Genomic DNA, 20,247 nt, shown 5'->3' on the forward strand with positions numbered 1-20,247 from the left:
TTTTCTGCTTATTTATTTACTGCGCTACGGCCCGGATAGATAAGTTTTCTTGTGATTTGCACTGTTGCTGAAAATTAAATTTGTAACGCAGTGGCAATTTCCGAAACAGCGTTAATAATCAACTGAACATTAATGCGCGTCTATTAGCGTCACTCTGCCTCCGGCTGAGTGGGCAGGCTTTTCATTAAATTTATACGTCTGCTTTATTAATGTGTTTTGCCATTAGTCTCAGTTAATTAATGGAATTTAATTGTTTTTTCCACTCGCGGAGAAATTATGCTCAGCAATACATCTATCAGAACACGACTCTATATTGCGTTTGGCACCATTACGCTCGTCATGATTGTTGTTTGCAGCCTGTTTTATGCCGGTTTTGGTCGGGTGACGCAGGCCAGTCAGCTCAATATTCATACTTATCAAGTCGTTGAGGGATTGAACAAAACGACCGAAAATCTGCTTAATATGGAAACCGGTGTGCGCGGTTTTTCGCTCAGTGGGAAAACACCGATGCTGGCGCCGTTTAATGAAGGGAAACAGGCCTTCAGACAATATATCGAGAGTATTCATCAACTGGTTCAGGATAATCCTCAACAGCAGAAGCGCTTAGCAGATTTGGAAAGCAGGCAACGAAACTGGCTGGAGACGTATGCGCAAAAGGTGATTGATGCGCGTGAGCGCCTTAACCAGGGCAGCATGAGTCAGCAGAGCTTTTTCGACATCTTTGCCAGCGGTGAAGGAAAAATCCAAATGGACGCGATGCGCGCGGTGATTGCGTCAATGATTGTCACCGAAAAATCCCTGCTGCAATCACGTGAAGATGAATTGATGAATGAGCGCACAAAGACAAGAATGACTTTGATTGGCGGGTTAATTCTTTCGGCGGGCATTTCATTGATTCTGGGCTTGCTTATTTCACGCAGCATTTCCCGCCCTCTGACGCTGGCGGTGAATACAGCCGATACGATTGCCCGAGGTGACCTGACCTCCGTTATCACCGTTGATCGCAACGATGAAACCGGCAAGCTGCTGGCGGCGCTGGCAAATATGCAAAATCACCTGCGTACGCTGGTTTCCCAGATCAAAGACTCCGCCGCGTCGGTTGAGCTTGCGGCCAGCGAAATCGCCCAGGGAAATACCGAGCTGTCTTCCCGCACCGAAGAGCAGGCGGCGGCATTACAACAGACGGCAGCAAGTATGGAGCAAATCACCGCCACCGTTCGTAATAACACCTCTGTGGCTGAATCCACGGCCTCTTCGGCTCGTGAGACAGAATCGCTGACCCGCGCCAGTGAGAAAGCGGTCAATGAAATGAGTCAGACAATGCACAGCATTTCGGTCAGCGCCGCTAAAGTCAAAGAGATTACCGCGGTGATTCAGAGCATTGCGTTTCAGACCAATATTCTGGCGCTGAATGCGGCCGTTGAAGCCGCAAGGGCAGGCGAGCATGGTCGCGGTTTTGCCGTCGTGGCTACCGAAGTGCGCACGCTGGCACAACGCAGCGCGTCATCCTCTCGTGAAATCGGTAACCTGATTGAAGAAGCGGTCAATGGTGTAGAGAAAGGCGTTAAGGCTGCGGATAATACCGCACACAGTATTCTGAAAGCCGCAAGTGAGGTCGCGTCGCTGGCGCAATATATGGATGGCCTGGCGCTGGCATCGGTAGAGCAGATGCAAGGCGTTTCCCAGGTCAGCGTAGCGGTCACCCAGATGGACAGCGTCACGCAAAGTAACGCTGCGCTGGTCGAGCAGTCGGCTTCTGCCTCACAGTCTTTAACAGAACAGGCCAGAAGCCTGCGCGTGTTAACGGCGGCCTTTCAGGTCTGATTCCCGCTTGCCAGACATCATAACGGATGTCTGGCAAGTTGGCGGCATTAGCCAGATAGTTTAACGGGTCAGAAAGCGTTCCAGTTCCTGGCCTTTATTGTTTTGTTGATCAAGTTGCGCGGCATAAAAGTCGCAATTGTGTTTCTTTTGACGTGAAAGCGCCGCCATTTTTCTGATCTCCCCGATCCCTTTTCCTTTCAGTCCACAGGCCAACCGTTCCAGGGCACGGGCATTTTCAAACTGATCGAACGCGCGAGGATAGATGAGTTGTGGCACGCCATTTTTGAGTAACTGCGCGGTCGTACCAATGCCGCCATGATGAATGGCAAATAAGCACGTTTCTGCCAGCGCAATATTCAACTGAGGCACGGTCATAACGTCATCTTTTACCGATAACGCTTTTGCCGTTGGCGTAACGAGAACGCACTTCAGTCCCTCATCCTTTAAATCCTGCAATATCGGGGCAACCGATTTTTTCTCCGCCAGCGCCCAACTGGTAAAAAAGACCACCGTGCGCGAGTCGATAAAAGCGGTTATGCGATCGTCATCCAAGGATGCGCGACTTTTGTTAAGCAGAAAGCCCGCATAAAATCCGTCGCGCGCCTTTTTTTGATAGAACCAGGATTCATATAACACGATTGTATGCTGTTCGCTGCTTACCCAATCGGCATAAATATTACGACAAGCGGGCAGGTTATTGTCGCGGCGTAATTTGTCTATCGTGTCCTGAAGCGTGGGTGAAACCAGCGCTCGTTGAAATAAGGCCAGCTTCCAGTTCAAATTTACCTTAAAGCTTTTTTCCAGCGAGTTGATGAGTCGTCCGGGCTGCAATTTTAAATTTGAATTGGTCAGGCTGATTGCGTATTTCTTTATCTGATATTTATCGCTTACGGCTTTCGCCGCAAAGCACCATAAAGAATGAATGATGATGCAGTCATCGTCGACAAGGGCGCTCATGGCATCGAACATGGCTTCCTGCTGTTCCGCCATATAGTACGAAATCCGTTTTAGAGAATGCTTCTTTTCCCATAAGGATCGATCCTGTACTGCGTTCACGTAAGTTTCTTTATCGCCGACGGCAACAAAGGAAAGTCCGCGAGACACCGCTTCTGACCTGAAATAGTCGTTAGCGAGCAGGTAAACATCGTGATGTTTCTCTTTCAGGAGCGAACCCACTTCAATACAGGGAAAAACATCACCTGCCGAGCCCAGAGCGCCAATAATCACTTTCATTTCAGACACCAATTTGACTAAAAATGGTATTAAAGGCGGCGGCGGTTCGCTCCCGGCTGACCTTTCCTTCCAGGTCTAAAAAGTGTCCCGCATCTCTGATCTGATAAAAGCGTGTTTTATCTGACTCCCCGCATATCTCTTCAATGTTTTTCTGTGGAGTATGAATATCCAGATCGCCATTGATGAAGTGAAACTGACATGCCGAATTATCGATAATGCGCTTGTAGTCATGATTGCGAATGTTAGAGATTTGCTCCAGGTGGAAACGCCCCTGCCGGTACTCAATCTCATCCAGCGTGGTCAGGTGCCTGAAGTTGCAGAATTTCATTTTATTCGGCAAATACGCACCCACTTCCTCATTCATCAAATGGGCAAGATCGACAAACTTTTTCTCTTTCGAGTACAGGTTTGCCTGCTTAACGTAGGTGCGCATACGATCGTTAAATTCGAAAGAGTAAGACGCAATAATGGCGTGTTCCAGGCCCTCTTCGCCGTTATGTAACAGCTTCAGCGTGGATGCGCCGCCCCATGAGGCGGAAGCGATAATGTTCGGCTTATAGATTGAAATAATTTCCCGGATGATGGCCACTTCATCATCCAGCGTGACGATATTACAGTCCTGCTCGTTGAAAGGCTTCGATTTGCCGGAAAACGGTAAATCGAAGGTAATCACATCGGATTTGTCTGCCAGGAACCGTTTCCAGTTGCGAAATGAAGAAGATGTTGCCAGCGCACCATTGATCAGGATGGTCCTGTTACGCGTAGGAACGCTGCATTTTGTTAACTCCACATAAACGTTAAGTTCATTTATGTTTAGGACGGAACATTCGTGACTCATATCACTCTCCTCACCAACAAGTACCTGCAAATCGTAAAATTTTCTAATGTATAGCACAGGGTGTTGTGATCATTAAGCGATTTTTATGTTTTATTCGAGTTTTTAAAAGGCTGTTTTTTATATTAATGATAATTAAGGTTTTTTATCATAATTTTTGTAATCGTACTGATGTTGCTTAGTTTTAATGACAAATTAAGCTTATGTTTTTCGCGTCCTTACTGTGACGAGGTTCAAGGAATTTCAGGCGGGGCTGGGATCGAAGCACATGCGTAAGGCTTCAGTTTAACGATTGGCATGATAGTTTTTAAGGTTAAATAAATTAATGTTTCCTGGCGGAGATAACGATGAGATTTGGTGTTTAGTCCTGTCTGTTTGTATTAATTCATTCGTTATCGCTGGAAAAGGTAAGCGATGCCGGAGAGTGGCAGGGTTCACCGCGATAAAACAGAGGAAAAGATAAGACAGGTTCTGCGAACAGGAAGCGGTACACACCGCAGCAGATAGCCCGATGAAAGCAGTGAAATGACGAAAAATCCGTCATAACAGCGCTATCCTGGTTTTCGGCGAGAAATAAGTCGTATTTGAGTCGAATGGCAGGAGGCGTTACGGTCAGGCAAGAGGGGAGAAAATGGCCCCCAATCACGGGGGCGTTGCAGCGGTATGTTGATTAGTACGTTTTTAATCCCACTGACGGAATATTTCTGCCGTAATAAATCTCGCGCATTTCTTTCCACAGCAGGTCGGTAATACGCTTGTGTTCCTGAGGCGTAAGATCTTCAGGACGGGTATTGAAAAGATAGTGTTTTAAATCGAACTCTTTTAATAACATCTTGGTGTGAAAGATATTTTCCTGGTAAACGTTAACATCAACCATGTCGTACATGCCCTTCATGTCCTCAGACATAAAGTTCTGAATAGAATTAATCTCATGGTCGATAAAATGTTTCACGCCGTTCACGTCACGTGTAAAACCCCGTACGCGATAATCCACAGTGACGATATCTGACTCCAACTGGTGAATCAGATAATTAAGTGCCTTAAGGGGGGAAATCACGCCGCAGGTCGACACTTCAATGTCAGCACGGAAGGTGCAAAGGCCGCCTTCAGGGTGGCTCTCTGGGTAGGTATGGACACAAATATGGCTTTTATCCAGATGCGCGACCACAGAATTTGGCAGCGGCCCCGGATGCTCAGAGGTATCAATATCTTTGGGATCGATGGGCTCTTCACTCACCAGAATGGTTACGCTGGCACCCTGTGGCTCATAATCCTGACGCGCGATATTGAGAACATTCGCGCCAATGATCGAACAGGTTTCGGTCAGAATTTCTGTCAGGCGATTGGCATTGTATTGCTCGTCAATGTAAGCAATATAACCATCACGTTCAGCTTCAGTATTTGCATAGCAAATATCGTAGATACAAAAACTCAGGCTTTTGGTCAGGTTATTGAAGCCATGTAGTTTTAGCTTTTGCAATTTTACTCACCCCCTTATAAATGCCCAGTCAGCGCGGGTCTTCCAGTGCATTCAACAGATATTGTGGCAGGGCAAAGCTGCCAGTGTGGATTGCCGGTGTATAGTAACGGCAGTTCAGGCCAGAGGCCTCAAAACGCGCTTGCAGTATGGCAGGATCGGGCTGGCGTAACGCCGGATTGTCGCTTGCCCAGGCAAAGGTCATGATGCCGCCGTAGTAAGTCGGAATAGCGGCCTGATAAAAGCTGACGTCCTGGAAATAGTGACTGAGTTTGCGATGGCTGTTAACCGCCTCATCCTGCTGCAGGAAGCACACGCCGTTCTGGGCAACGAAAATACCGTTTTCATTCAGGGCGTTTTTACAGCCCGCATAAAATTCAGAGGTAAACAGACTTTCGCCAGGACCAATAGGATCGGTGCAGTCAGAGATAATAACGTCGAACTTTTCAGTCGTGTGATTAACGAAATTAACACCGTCATCAATCACCAGATTCAGCCGCGGGTCGTCATAAGCCCCGGCACTGTGGTTGGGCAAATACTGGCGGCAAAAGGTGACCACGCCAGCATCAATCTCGACCATGGTGATTTTTTGGATAGCAGAGTGGCGGGACACTTCGCGCAACATGGCACCGTCGCCGCCGCCAATGATCAGCACGCTTTTCGCCGAACCGTGAGCCAGCAACGGCACGTGCGTCATCATTTCGTGATAGATAAACTCATCACGTTCAGTGGTTTGCACCACGCCATCCAGCGCCATGACGCGACCCATTGCCGCGTTTTCAAAGATGATTAAATCCTGGTGGGCCGTTTTATCACGATAAAGCTGCTTATCGACGGTAAAATACTGGCCAAAGCCGGTATGAAGTGTTTCATACCACATCTCATTTTGGGCCATGATGGGGCTCTCCTTTCGTGACATCACCCTGAAAATCGGCGGGACATCATAGCTAACTATGATAGTCGTTGCACGGGCAAATGTCTGGCGGGAGAGCGGGCTGGCGCGCTATTTTACATAGGCAAGCAGGCTGAGAGAGTCTCGGGCCAACGACTTACATTTTTTGTCGTTAGCAATAGCGATACCGCTTAAATCACGATAGCTGGCTTCGCCGAGTGCCTTCATGTTGTAGTTGTTGTAATTGCTTAAATCCCAGCGGTTCTGCTGGGCAAAAAACACCAACGCCTTACGAATCTGCGCATCGGGCAAATCCTGGTAGCCACAATCATTTTTTAAATAAACGAATACGGCAGTGAGATCGGCAAGATCTTCTGCTTCGGATTCGCTCAGGGCAAAGCTGGTGGAGGAGAAGCCGAAGAGTCCCGCCAGCAGCAGGATCTTGATGCTTTTCTTCATAGTTATTCTCATCTGATAGGAGTCTTAGAGACGTTAGCACAGTTATGTAAAGATTTTCGATCAATTTACGTTTTTCGGGGCATTCTGTGTGGCAGGGCTTGACCTTGCCATAAGGGCAGGGTTTAGGCTTCAGGTCATTTCGTTACAAGGATGCTGATTATGCAACGTCGCCACTTTTTGAAACTCAGCGCGGCACTTGGCGCTGCGGGTGCGCTACCGCTCTGGAGCCGCTCGCTCATGGCAGCCAGCCGACCGCCGCTTCCCATCCCCGCGTTACTGGAGGCGGATGCCAAAGGCCAGTACAGCCTGACGGCGATGGAGGGCACCACGCAATGGCAGGGTAAAGCGGTGCCCACCTGGGGCTACAACGGCAGCCTGCTGGGGCCGGCTATTCGCCTGAAAAGGGGGACGACGGCCACCATTAACATCCATAACCGGCTCAGGGAGGCGACGACGCTGCACTGGCACGGCCTGGAAATCCCCGGCGAGGTCGACGGCGGCCCACAAGGCATTATTGCGCCGGGCGCGATGCGTCAGGTTACGTTCACCCCGGATCAGCCAGCGGCAACCTGCTGGTATCATCCCCATCTGCATGGCAAAACCGGTCATCAGGTTGCACAAGGGCTGGCGGGGTTAATCGTGCTGGACGATCAGGCGTCAGGCACGCTCCGTCTGCCCAGCCAGTGGGGTACGGACGATGTGCCGCTTATTTTTCAGGACAAGCAACTGACGCCGTCGGGCGAGCGTATCGATTACCAACTGGATGTCATGCGCGCGGCGGTAGGCTGGTTTGGCGACATGATGCTCACCAATGGCGTGCAGTATCCCCAGCATGCCGTCCCACGTGGCTGGCTCCGTCTGAGGCTGCTTAACGGCTGTAATGCCCGTTCTCTGCATATTGCTGCCAGCGACAAGCGCCCTTTGTATGTTATCGCCAGCGACGGCGGACTGCTGTCTGAGCCGGTCAAACTAGACTCGCTCCCGCTGCTGCCGGGTGAACGCTTTGAGATCATGATCGATACCTCAGACGGCAACGCCTTTGATATCGTTACGCTGCCCGTCACGCAAATGGGCATGACGCTGGCACCTTTCGATCACCCCTTACCATTGGTGAATATCTTGCCGCTGCGGATCATGGCCAGCGCAACCTTACCTGACCAGTTAGCGACGCTGCCGGCCGTGCCGAAAACAGAAAACCTGACAACGCGCTGGCTGCAGCTCAGTATGGATCCGCAGTTGGATCAACAGGGGATGCAGGCGCTGATGGCGCGCTATGGTGAGAAAGCCATGGGGAAAGGGGCGCACCATGATATGGCGATGGGCAACGATGCGAGTGGGATGAAACATGATGGCGATGCGCAGACGATGGATCACCAGAATATGGACCAGGGTGAGAAGGCTGCGGCGGCCTATGATTTTCACAACGGAAATAAAATCAACGGCCTGCCGTTTGATATGACCCGGCCAGCCTTTGACGTGAAGCAGGGCACCACCGAAAAATGGACCATTTCTGGCGAAGGCGACAGCATGCTGCATCCTTTCCATATTCACGGTACACAGTTCCGCATTCTTTCAGAAAACGGTAAACCGCCTGCCGCTCATCGTCAGGGATGGAAAGACATGGTGAATGTCGACGGCTGGCGCAGCGAAGTGCTGGTCCGTTTCAACCACCTTGCCGCCGCCGATCATGCGTATATGGCCCATTGTCATTTGCTGGAGCATGAAGATACCGGAATGATGCTGGGTTTTACCGTGACCTGATCTCAGGCACGTTCAAGGGCCAGCCGGATATCCTCTACCAGGTCGCCGGCGTTTTCGATGCCGATAGATAATCGTATCGTCGCGTCGGTGATGCCAATCCGCTGACGCACTGCATCAGGCACGCCAGAATGGGTGGTGGTGCCGGGATGGCTGGCAAGCGATTCGGTGCCGCCCAGGCTGACGGCCTGTTTAAACAGTGAAAGCGCATTGAGAAAGCGAAACGCCGCGGGCTGTCCGCCAACAATGTCAAAAGAGAACGTTGATCCGGCGCCGCTGCACTGTTCACGATACGTTCTGCCTGCAGGGCTTTCTGCATCCAGGTAGGGTAACCAGTGCAGCGCTGCGACTTTGGGATGAGTGCGCAGAAAGGCGGCGACGGCTTCGGCATTGTGAAACGCTTTCTCCATGCGCAACGACAGCGTTTCCAGCGAACGGCCAATCATCCAGCTTGAGTGCGGGTCCAACTGTGTGCCAATCGCGCTACGCAGGGCACGAATTTGCGTCATCAGCGTTTTGTTACCCATCACCGCGCCAGCGATGAGATCGGAGTGCCCGCCCACGTATTTGGTCAGAGAATAAAGCGAGAGATCTGCACCCAGCGTCAAAGGCTGCTGAAAAATTGGGCCCAGCAGCGTGTTATCACAGGCGACCACCGGACGTGAACCCTGTTGCCGCGCAATGTCGTCGGCGATGCGTGCCATCAGGGCAATATTGACCAGGCTGTTAGTCGGGTTAGCCGGTGTTTCCACCAAAATCAGCGCAACGCGTCCCAGCGCCATCGCGCTATGTGCCGCATCGCGCACTTTGGCCTCATCGTGCCCGTCACTAAAGCCAACCGCGTTGATGTTCAGATTATGCAGTGTCTTACTCAGCAGCGTTTCCGTACCACCATACAGCGGCTGAGAATGCAAAATGACGTCACCCGGCCTTGCAAAGGTTAACAGCGTTGTCGAAATGGCTGCCATACCGGAGGCGAACAAGGCACAGCTTTCTGCCTGTTCATAGATTGCCAGCCTGTCTTCAACGATCTCACTGTTAGGATGATTAAAGCGGGAATAGACCAGTCCGCCGCTTTTGCCTTCTGGCGGCTGACGGCGGCCTGAAACGTAATCGAAAAAGTCGCGGCCTTCTTCTGCGCTGTCAAAAACAAAGGTTGAGGTAAGAAACACCGGCGGCTTAACCGCCCCTTCAGACAGGCGAGGATCGTAGCCATAATTCAGCATCTGCGTTTCAGGATGCAGTTGACGATCGCCAACGTGCGTTTTCTTACTTGAGGGTGAGGCCATTGAGATCTCCCAATAAGGTCGTTAACCGCATAACGATATGTTGTTAAAATCGTATCATGCAGTAATTAATGCTGATAAATGCCGTATTGTTCTAAGGTAATGCTGATGATGCAACAGCCTGAACGCAGGTGAAGAATTTTACCGCACGTAAACGTTTGCTATTTCCGTGCGGCGTCAGTACTCAGTTCTACTATGATAAACTGCGTGGCTTTGTGAGCTACCAGGCAGAAGGCAATGAAACATACTGTTGACGTAATGATCCCTGAAGAGGCAATCGCCGCGCGCATTGCTGAACTGGGCAAAGAGATTACCGACCATTACCGCGACAGCGGCAGTGATATGGTGCTGGTGGGGCTACTTCGTGGCTCGTTCATGTTTATGGCTGATTTATGCCGCGTCATTGACGTGCCACACGAAGTGGATTTTATGACCGCATCCAGTTACGGCAGCGGTATGTCCACGACCCGGGATGTTAAAATCCTCAAAGATCTGGATGAAGATATTCGGGGTAAAGACGTATTAATCGTCGAAGACATCATCGACTCCGGTAACACGCTTTCCAAAGTGCGCGAGATCCTGCGCCTGCGTGAGCCAAAATCACTGGCGATTTGTACACTGCTGGACAAGCCTGAACGCCGTGAAGTCGACGTCAAGGTTGAATACGTGGGCTTTTCCATTCCTGACGAGTTTGTCGTGGGCTTTGGCATTGACTATGCGCAGCATTATCGCCATCTGCCTTACATTGGCAAAGTGGTGCCGCTCGAAGACTGAATGCCGTTTACCGCACATTCTTCCAAGGCCCGCGCCCTTCATTTCGTGTAGGCTTGTCGCGCACAGCGGTTACTGGCGCTAAAAATCGCCCTTAACCAACAGATTGGCCATGCCGTGACGATAGCGTTGCTCAAGGTTTTCCCGGCTGCTTGCCGTAACATCAAGGTTACGCAGGCAGCCATCCTGGATACCGTAAACCCAGCCATGCAGCGAAACTTTGCGTCCGCGCTTCCAGGCGGATTGCAGAATAGTGGAATGCCCCAGATTATAAACCTGCTCAACGACGTTGATTTCGCAGAGTTTATCCAGGCGTTTATCCGGCGGGAGTTCTCCCAGCAACACGCTATGCTTGTACCAGAGATCGCGAATGTGCAGCAGCCAGTTATCAATAAGACCGAGCTCTGGATTATCCATTGCGGCCTGCACACCGCCGCAACCATAGTGGCCGCACACGATGATGTGTTCAACTTCCAGCACTTCAACGGCGTATTGCACGACAGAAAGGCAGTTGAGGTCGGTATGAACCACCAGGTTGGCAACGTTGCGATGAACAAACAGTTCGCCGGGTTCAAGGCCGGTGAGACGTTCGGCGGGTACGCGGCTGTCTGAACAGCCAATCCAAAGGAAACGCGGTTTTTGCGCCTGAGCCAGTCGCTCAAAAAAGCCGGGATCTTCTTTGACCAGTAATGTGGACCATTCGCGGTTATTACTGATCAGGGTATCAATATCTGTCATGGCGTTAAGCAACCTGTTACTGCGCATTTGCGTGCGCGTACTATAGGCGAAGGCTTCCTAAATTCAAACGGCATTACAATGCCACAAAACAGGGTATGTATTCAGAATGACCTATGCACTGGAACTTTCCCGGCTGACCAAGACCTATCCCGGCGGCGTACAGGCGCTCAAGGGCATCGATCTCAACGTCGAAGCCGGTGATTTTTATGCACTACTGGGACCTAACGGCGCGGGTAAATCAACCACTATCGGCATTATCAGTTCGCTGGTGAATAAGTCTGAGGGAAGCGTACGCGTCTTCGGCTACGATCTGGAAAAAGACGTGGTCAATGCCAAACGCCAGTTGGGCCTTGTCCCACAGGAGTTTAACTTCAACCCGTTTGAGACGGTCATGCAGATCGTGGTGAATCAGGCCGGTTACTATGGCGTTGAGCGCCGTGAAGCGCTTCAGCGTGCGGAAAAGCATCTGAAACAGCTCGACCTGTGGGAAAAACGCAATGAGCGGGCGCGGATGCTGTCCGGCGGGATGAAACGTCGCCTGATGATCGCCCGTGCCCTGATGCATTCGCCTAAATTGCTGATTCTGGATGAACCCACTGCCGGGGTTGATATTGAACTGCGCCGCTCAATGTGGGTATTTCTGAAAGATCTCAATGCCCAGGGCACCACCATTATCCTGACCACTCACTATCTTGAAGAGGCCGAAATGCTGTGCCGCAACATCGGCATTATTCAAAACGGTGAACTGGTGGAAAACACCTCAATGAAATCTCTGCTTTCAAAGCTGAAATCAGAAACGTTCATCCTGGATCTGGCCCCGCGCAGTCCGTTGCCGTCGCTGGAAGGTTTCCAGTACCGGCTGGTTGATACCTCGACGCTGGAAGTGGAAGTGCTACGCGAGCAGGGGCTGAACAGTGTATTTAGCCAGCTCAGCGCCCAGGGCGTACAGGTACTGAGTATGCGCAACAAAGCGAATCGTCTGGAAGAGCTGTTCGTCGGCCTGACGCAAGGAAAAACAGGAGCTAAAGCATGACACATTTGTACTGGGTGGCGTTAAAGAGCATCTGGGCCAGGGAGGTGAACCGTTTCGCCCGTATCTGGATTCAGACGTTGGTGCCGCCCGTCATCACCATGACGCTTTATTTTATTATCTTCGGTAACCTTATCGGTGCGCGCATCGGCGATATGAATGGGTTCAGCTACATGCAGTTTATTGTGCCTGGATTGATCATGATGTCGGTGATCACCAACGCCTATGCCAACGTGGCTTCCTCGTTCTTTAGCGCCAAATTTCAGCGCAATATCGAAGAGCTGCTGGTGGCACCGGTGCCGACGCACATCATTATTGCGGGCTACGTCGGTGGCGGTGTGGCACGCGGGGTTTGTGTCGGTGTGCTGGTCACGGCCGTCTCGCTGTTTTTCGTGCCGTTCCATGTGCACTCCTGGATGATGGTTGCCATCACGCTGCTGCTCACTGCCGTGCTGTTTTCGCTGGCGGGCCTGATCAATGCGGTGTTTGCCCGCACCTTTGACGATATCAGCCTGATTCCCACCTTTGTGCTGACACCATTAACCTACCTGGGCGGCGTATTCTATTCGCTGACGTTGTTACCGCCAGTGTGGCAGGCGATTTCAAAGCTGAACCCGGTGGTGTACATGATAAGCGGCTTCCGCTTTGGCTTTCTCGGTATCCACGACGTGCCACTGGCCCTGACCTTATCGGTTCTGATTGCCTTTATCGTGGTGTTCTATATCGCGGTGTACTTCCTGATCCAGCGCGGGCGTGGATTGCGCACCTGATGCAGTAACGGGCAAAAAAAAGCAGCGATATCGCTGCTTTTTTTATGCCAACTGACCTATGCCAGCTGTACCGGTAGCGCTTTTGCGAGGCGCTTCATCTGATTATCCCCTTCAAAGTAGGCCACGTTGGGCTGCCACTGGCGGGCTTGTGTATCATCGACCTGCACATACGAGCAAATAATCAGGATATCGCCTTCGCAGGCACAGCGAGCCGCTGCACCGTTTACCGAAATGATTTTCGAGCCACGTTCGGCCGCGATGGCATAGGTGGAGAAACGCTGACCGTTGGTGACGTTATAAATATCAATGGCTTCATATTGCAGGATGCCAGAAGCATCAAGGAAATCCTGATCGATGGCGCAGGAGCCTTCATAGTTCAGGTCCGCCTGCGTCACTTTCACGCGATGCAATTTGCCTTGTAAAACCGTGCGAATCATAGTCAGAAACCTTGTTAAACAGCCAAAAATACGACCTGCAACCCACAGCCTTTACTGCGTGAGGTCGACCTGTTGATTATCGATCAGCCGTGCGTTCCCCAGCCAGGCCGCCATTAAAACCACGGCACGCTGACTGTCCACCGTCAGAGGCTGTAGCGTTTCTGCATCACAGATTGCCAGACCGTCCGGGCGAAAGCCTTTTTCCTGCAGCGACAGATTCGCGGCATCAATAATATCGTCAATCTGCCGCTCGCCATTAGCCAGTCGGGCTGCCATCTCATTCATCACCTGGCTCAGCGCGGGGGCCAACTTGCGTTCATCATCAGTGAGATAACCATTGCGTGAACTGAGTGCCAGACCGTCTTTGGCGCGCACCGTGGGCACACCAATAATCTCAATGTCGAAACCCATATCCGCCACCATTTTACGAATGATGGCTAACTGCTGAAAATCTTTCTCACCGAAGCAGGCAATATCGGGCTGAACCAGATTGAATAATTTACTGACGATGGTCGCGACGCCGCGAAAATGGCCGGGACGACTCGCGCCTTCCAGCAGCGATGACAACACCGGGACGTCCACAAACGTCTGATTGGCCAATCCCTGAGGATAAACCTCCGCAGGTGAGGGGGCAAACACCACATCGACCGCATGGCGGTTCAGCTTTTCGCAATCCTCCTGAAGCGTGCGCGGATAGCGGGCCAAATCGTCAGGACGATCAAACTGCATGGGGTTGACGAAAATGGACACGATCACGATATCGCCCCGTTCACGTGCCTCGTCGACCAGCGTCAAATGTCCTTCGTGCAGATTGCCCATAGTCGGCACCAACGCGATGCGTTTACCTTGCTCGCGCCAGCGACGAACGTCGCGGCGTAACATGGGCAGAGTTTCGATGATCAGCACGGCAATTCTCCTGAATTACTGGAAACTGTGTTCCACGGCGGGGTAGCGTCCTGCTTCAACTTCGGCAATATATTGGCGAATGGCCGCCCGAATATCGCCCGTCTCCGCCAGGAAATTTTTAGCAAATTTGGGAACATGTCCGCCAGTGATGCCCAGGGCGTCATGCATGACCAGTATCTGACCGTCAGTGACATTGCCTGCGCCGATACCAATAACCGGAATCGCCAGTGCCTGGGTCACGCGCTGTGCCAGCGCAACAGGGACGCACTCCAGCACAAGCAGCTGTGCACCCGCCGCCTCCAGGGCCAGGGCATCAGCCAGAAGCTGCTCTGCGCCCGCTTCATCGCGGCCCTGCACTTTATAGCCACCAAAAATATTCACGGACTGCGGCGTTAATCCCAGATGCCCGCAAACCGGAACGGCGCGCTCCGTCAGCATTCGTACGCTCTCCGCCAGCCATGCGCCGCCTTCCAGTTTCACCATATTGGCACCGGCGCGCATCAACTGCGCCGCGTTATCAAAGGTTTGCTGAGGCGTGGCATAACTCATAAAGGGCAGGTCAGCCAGCAAAAGCGACTGAGGCGCGCCACGGCGCACTGCAGCGGTATGGTAGGCAATGTCATTTACCGTAACGGGCAACGTTGAGTCATGGCCTTGCACGGTCATTCCAAGTGAATCGCCCACCAGCAGGACCTGAATGCCTTCATCGGCAAACAGTCGGGCAAAACTAAACTCGTAGGCGGTCAGGGTGGCGAATTTTTTGCCGCTTTCTTTCCACTGACGCAGGTGAGAAATGGTGGTGGGTTTCATGGTGCTCTCAACTCAGAAATTCAGATTGGCGCATTTTACTGGATAGTGTTGCAGAGCGGAATCCATGAAGTGTGATTAGGTGCTTAGCTGTGCCATGGTCGGATGCTGGAACGGTCCAACTGGGCCAGGATTGGTTTGAGCGACCGACCGTCTGGCAGGCTCAGATCGGGGGCAATCTCCAGCAACGGAACCAGCATAAATGCGCGATTAAGCAAATCATAATGCGGCACGATGAGACGGTCGCTGTTGAGGCTGGCTGTACCAAACAACATGATATCAATATCCAGCGTGCGTGGTCCCCAGCGCTCGGCCTTGCGAACGCGACCGTGTTCCTGCTCAATGCGCTGCGTCTGGTCCAGCAGCGCCTCGGCAGACAACGCGGTATCGAGAGCGACGGCCGCATTGAGATAATCGGGCTGGTCCGGTGGGCCATAGGGCGGCGTCCGGTAAAAAGCGGAGGTCGCCACGCGCTGTGTATCAGGGAGTGCATCCAGCGCTGACAGCGCTGCATCAATCTGATGCAGCGGATCGGCAAGGTTACTGCCTAGTGCCAGATACACACGTGTCATGACGCGCTATTGTTATCACGACGCGGAGCCGTTGAACGGCGACGTGGGCGACGTGTGCGGCTGCGTGGTGCCGGATCGTCTCCCAGCGTATTCAGCATGGTCTTCTGCTGTGGCGGCGCGGCCACCTGGAACTCGCCCCACCACTTACTCAGACGCAGCAGTTCCGGGTTGTTTTCTACCTCAGCCCGCAAAGAGAGCAGGTCGTAAGCGGCGCGGAACTTCGGATGCTCCATCAGCTTCCAGGCTCGCTTACCATGGCGACGAGACATGCGTAACTGCAGCTGCCAGATATCACGAATTAACGATGTGATGCGTTTAGGGATCGCCAGCGCACGGCAGGCTTCATCCAGCGTATCGTTCATTGCCAGGGCAAAGGCATCGTAATAGGTCAGGCCACTTTCCTGCGCAATGCGTTCGGCGGCTTCAAGCTGGGGATACCAGAACATCGCGGCAAACAGAAACGCCGGATTAACCCGCATATCATTCTGAATACGGTTATCGGTGTTCTTCAGCACCTGCGCCAGCATGCGTTCCATGTGGCTGTCGCCGTTCTCGGTAAAGTTACGCGCCAGCGTCGGGAACAGCGGCTGAAATAACTGGTATTCACACAGTTTAAGCCAGGTACTGTAGCCATAGCCGGCCTGCAGCAGCTTTAGCGACTCTTCAAACAGGCGCGCGGCGGGCACGTCACGTAGCAACGACGCCAGGCGTGGAATCGGCTCGGCCGTTTCAGGCGCAATGCGCATATTCAGTTTGGCAGCGAAACGCGCGACACGCAGCATCCGCACCGGATCTTCGCGATAACGGGTTTCCGGGTCGCCAATCAGGCGAATGATGCCTTGTTGCAGATCGTTCAGCCCACCAACATAGTCGCGCACCGAAAAATCGGCCACGCTGTAATAGAGGCTGTTGATGGTCAGATCGCGACGCTGGGCATCATCTTCGATGTTGCCAAAAATGTTGTCGCGCAGCAGCATACCGCTCTGGGCACGCTGAGAGTTGTTCTGATCGTCGGTGGTCTCTTCAATCTGATGATGACCGCGGAACGTTGCCACTTCGATGACTTCCGGGCCAAACATCACGTGCGCCAGACGGAAACGACGACCAACCAGACGGCAGTTGCGGAACAGTTTACGCATCTGCTCCGGCGTGGCGTTTGTGGTCACGTCGAAGTCTTTCGGCTTCTGCCCCAGCAGCAAATCGCGTACGCCACCGCCAACAAGATAGGCTTCATAACCGGCTTTATTCAGGCGATATAGCACCTTGAGGGCATTTTCGCTGATGTCTTTACGTGAGATGGTGTGGCTTTCACGAGGAATGATGGTCATATGACTCTCAGGTTCAACCTCTGCTGGTGCTTCCTCGTCATCACGCTTCAGGACTTTCCGGCAAAAATTAGCTACTCGGGTAAAAATGGGACACCTCGACAGTGACAATTAGGGTGTAGGTAAAATCAGCGGCTAATCATAGCCTGTTGTGAATCATTTGAGAATGCTGTTGTCTATGCATCCGTTATCAGGGCGTTATCATGAGGTATCAAAGCGATATTCCACTGCTTCACAGCCTCAGACAGCAGTTTCTCCTGCGTTTTGTCCTTCCAACCTTCGCCAACCGGCTGCCCCAGAAAGCGTAAAGCCTGTACCAAGCAGGGACGTGTATCCCCATCAGGCAGCGCGGGCGCATGATTTTGTTTAGAAAGTTTGTGACCATCAGCGGTGATCGCCAGGGGCAAATGCAGATAGTCCGGCGGCATCCAGCCGAATTGCTGATAAAGCGCAATCTGCCGTACCGTTGGCTCAATTAAATCAGCCCCACGCACAATTTCTGTGATGCCCTGATGATGATCGTCCACGACCACCGCCAGATTGTAAGCAAACAGCCCATCACGACGATGAATAATAAAATCTTCTTCAGCCAGTCGCCTGTCGGCGACGACCTCGCCCCTGAGCCGATCCTGAAAACGATAGACAGGTGCATGCTGGCGCAGGCGCAGGGCTGCCTTATCGGGGCCATGTTGCCGGTCCCGACAGTGACCATCGTAAAAGCCGCCAGTTTGCTGAATGCGGCTTCGCGAACAGGTGCAGAAATAACTTTGACGCTGCGTTCTCAACCACTGTAGTGCGTCACGATAGGCGTTATGCCGCTGTGACTGCCACATCACCTCACCATCCCAGTTCAGGCCGTAATGCTCCAGCTGTTGCAGAATCCGCGTTGCGGCACCCGCGACTTCACGAGGCGGATCGATATCTTCAATACGCACCAGCCAGCGACCATGCTGTGCGCGAGCGCTGAGGTAACTGCCTAACGCAGCAATCAGGGAGCCGAAATGGAGTTCACCGGAAGGGGATGGGGCAAAGCGCCCAACGCAGGATGAGAATGACATAGGCATTATGAACCAGACGGCGGAAAAAGATGGCCTTTTCCCGCCGTGTGGCTGCAGTCAGACGGCAACATTAGCCCGCCATTTGCTTCTCACGAATTTCTGCCAGTGTCTTACAGTCGATGCACAGATCGGCAGTAGGACGCGCTTCAAGACGGCGGATACCGATCTCGACGCCACAGGAATCGCAATAGCCGAAGTCGTCGTCTTCGACTTTCTTCAGCGTTTTTTCGATCTTCTTAATTAACTTACGCTCGCGGTCGCGGTTACGCAGTTCCAGGCTGAACTCTTCTTCCTGAGCGGCACGGTCAACCGGGTCCGGGAAGTTTGCAGCTTCATCCTGCATGTGTGTAACGGTGCGATCGACTTCGTCCCGCAATTGATTGCGCCAGGCTTCCAGAATCTTGCGAAAATGGTCCAGTTGCGCGTCATTCATATACTCTTCGCCTGGCTTCTCCTGATAAGGCTCCACCCCAGCGATGGCGAGAATACTCAGGGACGATGTTTTACGGTTTTGCCCTTCTTGCATGTTGTTTCTCTCCTGGATAACACGCACTATACCCTTTGATTGCCATCGGTAAGCGCATACACGCTAACCTTAATGATGACCCTCTCTTGGGTACATCGATCCCCCAACGGGGAAAAAACAGGCCGCTATAAATAACAGAAGCAGTCAAGGTTGGCAATTATTCCTGATCGCATCTTGACAAGCCTGTGAGGAACAGCGTAGTTAGCCCCTGACAGAAGATAGTCATATCACAGAACGATGCCAATGATATTACAATGTTACGTCAATGGCGGTCGTCAGAAACATACCTGCTGATGACAGTTCTGCCCGGTAAGCCAAAATCTCCACGCCACTCAGCTGCGCCTGTACCAGTTGTTCTGCGTAAGCAGCATCAATGTGACGCGCCGGGGAAACGTCCTCAATCCCCGAGTGCAGAACGGCAAACAACAAAACGGCCCGATGACCTTCTGCGGCAGCCTTACTCAGCTCACGCAGGTGTTTCTGCCCTCGAATCGTCACCGCATCCGGAAAATAGCCTTTACCTTCCTGTAAAAGCGTTACGGATTTCACCTCAATATAGCACTCAGGTCGCTCCTCTGCTTTGAGCAGGAAATCAATTCGGCTTTTTTCACTGCCGTATTTAACTTCCGCCTGACATTTCGCGTAGCCGGTCAGCGGTAAAAGTCGGTTTTCGTCCAGCGCTTCACGCACCAGTTGATTGGCGCGCAGCGTATTGACACAGATCCAGTGGCCTTGCTGCGTCTCGGTCATTTCCCAACTGTGCGGGTATTTGCGCGTCAGGCTGTCTGACGTGGAGTACCACACGGTATCGCCCGGCGTGGCACAGCCGGTCATTGCGCCGGTATTCGCGCAATGTATCGTCAGCGTTTCGCCTTCGGGCGTCACAACATCGGCCAGAAAACGCTTATAGCGAGTAATAAGACGCGCGGGTTTAAGAGCGGAAGAAAAAAGCATAAGGCTCCTGATTAAGAGAGTAACGGCCAACTGGCCAGCGTGCGGTAGCGTGTCCGGCCTTGCGCGTACTCTGAGGTAAAAAGGGAAAACTGACTGACCGTAAATTGCCAGTGAAAGCCACGTGGCGGCAGGGCGACAGGCTGGGTCGCCGCACGCAACAGGCTGACGTGGGGATGAAAGGGCTGAGCCGGTTGTTCGCAGCCATGTCGCGCGGCCTGAGCGCGCAGCAGGCTTGCCAGCTGTAACAAGCCGCGCGGGGGGCGCTGGCAACCCAGCCACACGACGCCGGGGCGCGGCCAGTGACCTGCATCGTCTAACGCAACGTCAAATGCTGGCTGGTTTATGCGTGACGCCAGGGCCTGCAACTGTTGTGACGTTCCAGCCGACACATCGCCCAGAAAAGCCAGCGTCAGGTGAAGGTTCGCCGCCGCAATGGGGCGGCCCGCCTCCGCATGAAAGGTTTGTGCCCGCCAGTGCACCAGTTGCTGCTGCAGCGTGTCAGGCGGGGTAATAGCAAAAAATAAGCGTTGTAACGCCATGGCGGTCTCCGGCAATCCTCACGGATGAGTGCTACAATGCGCGCCATCTT

Annotated in this window: 21 protein-coding genes; 5 read left to right on the plus strand and 16 right to left on the minus strand. The window is 52.6% G+C overall.

Features of this window, described 5'->3' with window-relative positions; genetic code table 11:
• Window positions 1-276 precede the first annotated feature (276 nt).
• Window positions 277-1,824 (plus strand): methyl-accepting chemotaxis protein, encoded by a 1,548-nt coding sequence (locus tag NR177_RS18385; protein ID WP_256853378.1) that lies wholly within the window; start codon window positions 277-279, stop codon window positions 1,822-1,824.
• Between the two features lie 60 nt (window positions 1,825-1,884).
• Here the strand turns inward: NR177_RS18385 and NR177_RS18390 are convergent, their stop codons facing one another.
• From NR177_RS18390 to NR177_RS18410, 5 genes are all read right to left on the minus strand, one after another.
• Window positions 1,885-3,057 carry a glycosyltransferase gene (locus tag NR177_RS18390; RefSeq protein ID WP_256853379.1) on the minus strand — a complete coding sequence of 391 codons (1,173 nt, stop codon included), beginning with the start codon at window positions 3,055-3,057 and terminating at the stop codon, window positions 1,885-1,887.
• A gap of 1 nt (window position 3,058) precedes the next feature.
• Window positions 3,059-3,895, minus strand: coding sequence for an alpha/beta fold hydrolase (locus NR177_RS18395; protein WP_063878438.1), 837 nt, complete (start codon window positions 3,893-3,895; stop codon window positions 3,059-3,061).
• A gap of 667 nt (window positions 3,896-4,562) precedes the next feature.
• Entirely contained in the window at window positions 4,563-5,372 is an 810-nt protein-coding gene (gene speD, locus NR177_RS18400) for an adenosylmethionine decarboxylase (protein WP_013024649.1), read from the minus strand.
• Window positions 5,373-5,400: 28 nt separating this feature from the next.
• Window positions 5,401-6,264, minus strand: a complete 864-nt coding sequence (speE, locus tag NR177_RS18405) for a polyamine aminopropyltransferase (protein WP_063878439.1) — start codon at window positions 6,262-6,264, stop codon at window positions 5,401-5,403.
• 108 nt (window positions 6,265-6,372) lie between these two features.
• A complete protein-coding gene (locus NR177_RS18410) occupies window positions 6,373-6,720 on the minus strand; it encodes a YacC family pilotin-like protein (RefSeq protein ID WP_063878440.1) in 348 nt (115 codons plus the stop codon).
• Window positions 6,721-6,879: 159 nt separating this feature from the next.
• On the opposite strand from NR177_RS18410, the gene cueO reads away from it, so the two are divergent.
• Entirely contained in the window at window positions 6,880-8,481 is a 1,602-nt protein-coding gene (cueO, locus tag NR177_RS18415) for a multicopper oxidase CueO (RefSeq protein ID WP_256853380.1), read from the plus strand.
• 2 nt (window positions 8,482-8,483) lie between these two features.
• On the opposite strand, the gene NR177_RS18420 is transcribed toward cueO, so the two are convergent.
• On the minus strand, window positions 8,484-9,767 hold the full coding sequence (locus tag NR177_RS18420) for a cystathionine gamma-synthase family protein (RefSeq protein ID WP_256853381.1): 1,284 nt from the start codon (window positions 9,765-9,767) through the stop codon (window positions 8,484-8,486).
• A gap of 234 nt (window positions 9,768-10,001) precedes the next feature.
• On the opposite strand from NR177_RS18420, the gene hpt reads away from it, so the two are divergent.
• Window positions 10,002-10,538, plus strand: a complete 537-nt coding sequence (gene hpt, locus NR177_RS18425) for a hypoxanthine phosphoribosyltransferase (RefSeq protein ID WP_109718237.1) — start codon at window positions 10,002-10,004, stop codon at window positions 10,536-10,538.
• A gap of 78 nt (window positions 10,539-10,616) precedes the next feature.
• Here the strand turns inward: hpt and can are convergent, their stop codons facing one another.
• Window positions 10,617-11,273: a carbonate dehydratase gene (gene can, locus NR177_RS18430; RefSeq protein WP_172823888.1), complete on the minus strand. Its 657-nt coding sequence runs from the start codon at window positions 11,271-11,273 to the stop codon at window positions 10,617-10,619.
• A gap of 106 nt (window positions 11,274-11,379) precedes the next feature.
• Here can and NR177_RS18435 point away from each other — a divergent pair, with 106 nt between their 5' ends.
• Both NR177_RS18435 and NR177_RS18440 read left to right on the plus strand, forming a co-directional pair.
• Window positions 11,380-12,306, plus strand: coding sequence for an ABC transporter ATP-binding protein (locus NR177_RS18435; RefSeq protein WP_063878444.1), 927 nt, complete (start codon window positions 11,380-11,382; stop codon window positions 12,304-12,306).
• Complete coding sequence (locus NR177_RS18440) at window positions 12,303-13,073, plus strand: ABC transporter permease (protein ID WP_063878445.1); 771 nt, start codon at window positions 12,303-12,305, stop codon at window positions 13,071-13,073. The genes NR177_RS18435 and NR177_RS18440 overlap by 4 nt, the downstream gene beginning before the upstream one ends.
• A 56-nt stretch (window positions 13,074-13,129) precedes the next feature.
• Here the strand turns inward: NR177_RS18440 and panD are convergent, their stop codons facing one another.
• From panD to thpR, 9 genes are all read right to left on the minus strand, one after another.
• The gene (panD, locus tag NR177_RS18445; protein ID WP_109718238.1) at window positions 13,130-13,510 is read right to left on the minus strand and encodes an aspartate 1-decarboxylase; all 381 of its coding nucleotides are present in this window, start codon (window positions 13,508-13,510) and stop codon (window positions 13,130-13,132) included.
• 51 nt (window positions 13,511-13,561) lie between these two features.
• Entirely contained in the window at window positions 13,562-14,416 is an 855-nt protein-coding gene (gene panC / locus NR177_RS18450; protein WP_096012088.1) for a pantoate--beta-alanine ligase, read from the minus strand.
• Between the two features lie 15 nt (window positions 14,417-14,431).
• The gene (panB, locus tag NR177_RS18455) at window positions 14,432-15,226 is read right to left on the minus strand and encodes a 3-methyl-2-oxobutanoate hydroxymethyltransferase (protein ID WP_109718240.1); all 795 of its coding nucleotides are present in this window, start codon (window positions 15,224-15,226) and stop codon (window positions 14,432-14,434) included.
• 83 nt (window positions 15,227-15,309) lie between these two features.
• Entirely contained in the window at window positions 15,310-15,795 is a 486-nt protein-coding gene (folK, locus tag NR177_RS18460) for a 2-amino-4-hydroxy-6-hydroxymethyldihydropteridine diphosphokinase (RefSeq protein ID WP_256853382.1), read from the minus strand.
• Complete coding sequence (pcnB, locus tag NR177_RS18465; RefSeq protein ID WP_208625032.1) at window positions 15,792-17,210, minus strand: polynucleotide adenylyltransferase PcnB; 1,419 nt, start codon at window positions 17,208-17,210, stop codon at window positions 15,792-15,794. The genes folK and pcnB overlap by 4 nt, the downstream gene beginning before the upstream one ends.
• An 86-nt stretch (window positions 17,211-17,296) precedes the next feature.
• Entirely contained in the window at window positions 17,297-18,178 is an 882-nt protein-coding gene (gene gluQRS / locus NR177_RS18470) for a tRNA glutamyl-Q(34) synthetase GluQRS (protein ID WP_096012091.1), read from the minus strand.
• Between the two features lie 70 nt (window positions 18,179-18,248).
• Complete coding sequence (gene dksA / locus NR177_RS18475) at window positions 18,249-18,704, minus strand: RNA polymerase-binding protein DksA (RefSeq protein ID WP_006117731.1); 456 nt, start codon at window positions 18,702-18,704, stop codon at window positions 18,249-18,251.
• A 249-nt stretch (window positions 18,705-18,953) separates the two neighbouring features.
• The gene (sfsA, locus tag NR177_RS18480) at window positions 18,954-19,658 is read right to left on the minus strand and encodes a DNA/RNA nuclease SfsA (RefSeq protein ID WP_256853383.1); all 705 of its coding nucleotides are present in this window, start codon (window positions 19,656-19,658) and stop codon (window positions 18,954-18,956) included.
• An 11-nt stretch (window positions 19,659-19,669) separates the two neighbouring features.
• Window positions 19,670-20,197, minus strand: a complete 528-nt coding sequence (thpR, locus tag NR177_RS18485; protein ID WP_256853384.1) for an RNA 2',3'-cyclic phosphodiesterase — start codon at window positions 20,195-20,197, stop codon at window positions 19,670-19,672.
• Window positions 20,198-20,247: the final 50 nt, after the last annotated feature.

The sequence above is a fragment of the Pantoea sp. Fr+CA_20 genome, assembly GCF_024520835.1.
GTDB classification, from domain to species: domain Bacteria; phylum Pseudomonadota; class Gammaproteobacteria; order Enterobacterales; family Enterobacteriaceae; genus Pantoea; species Pantoea allii.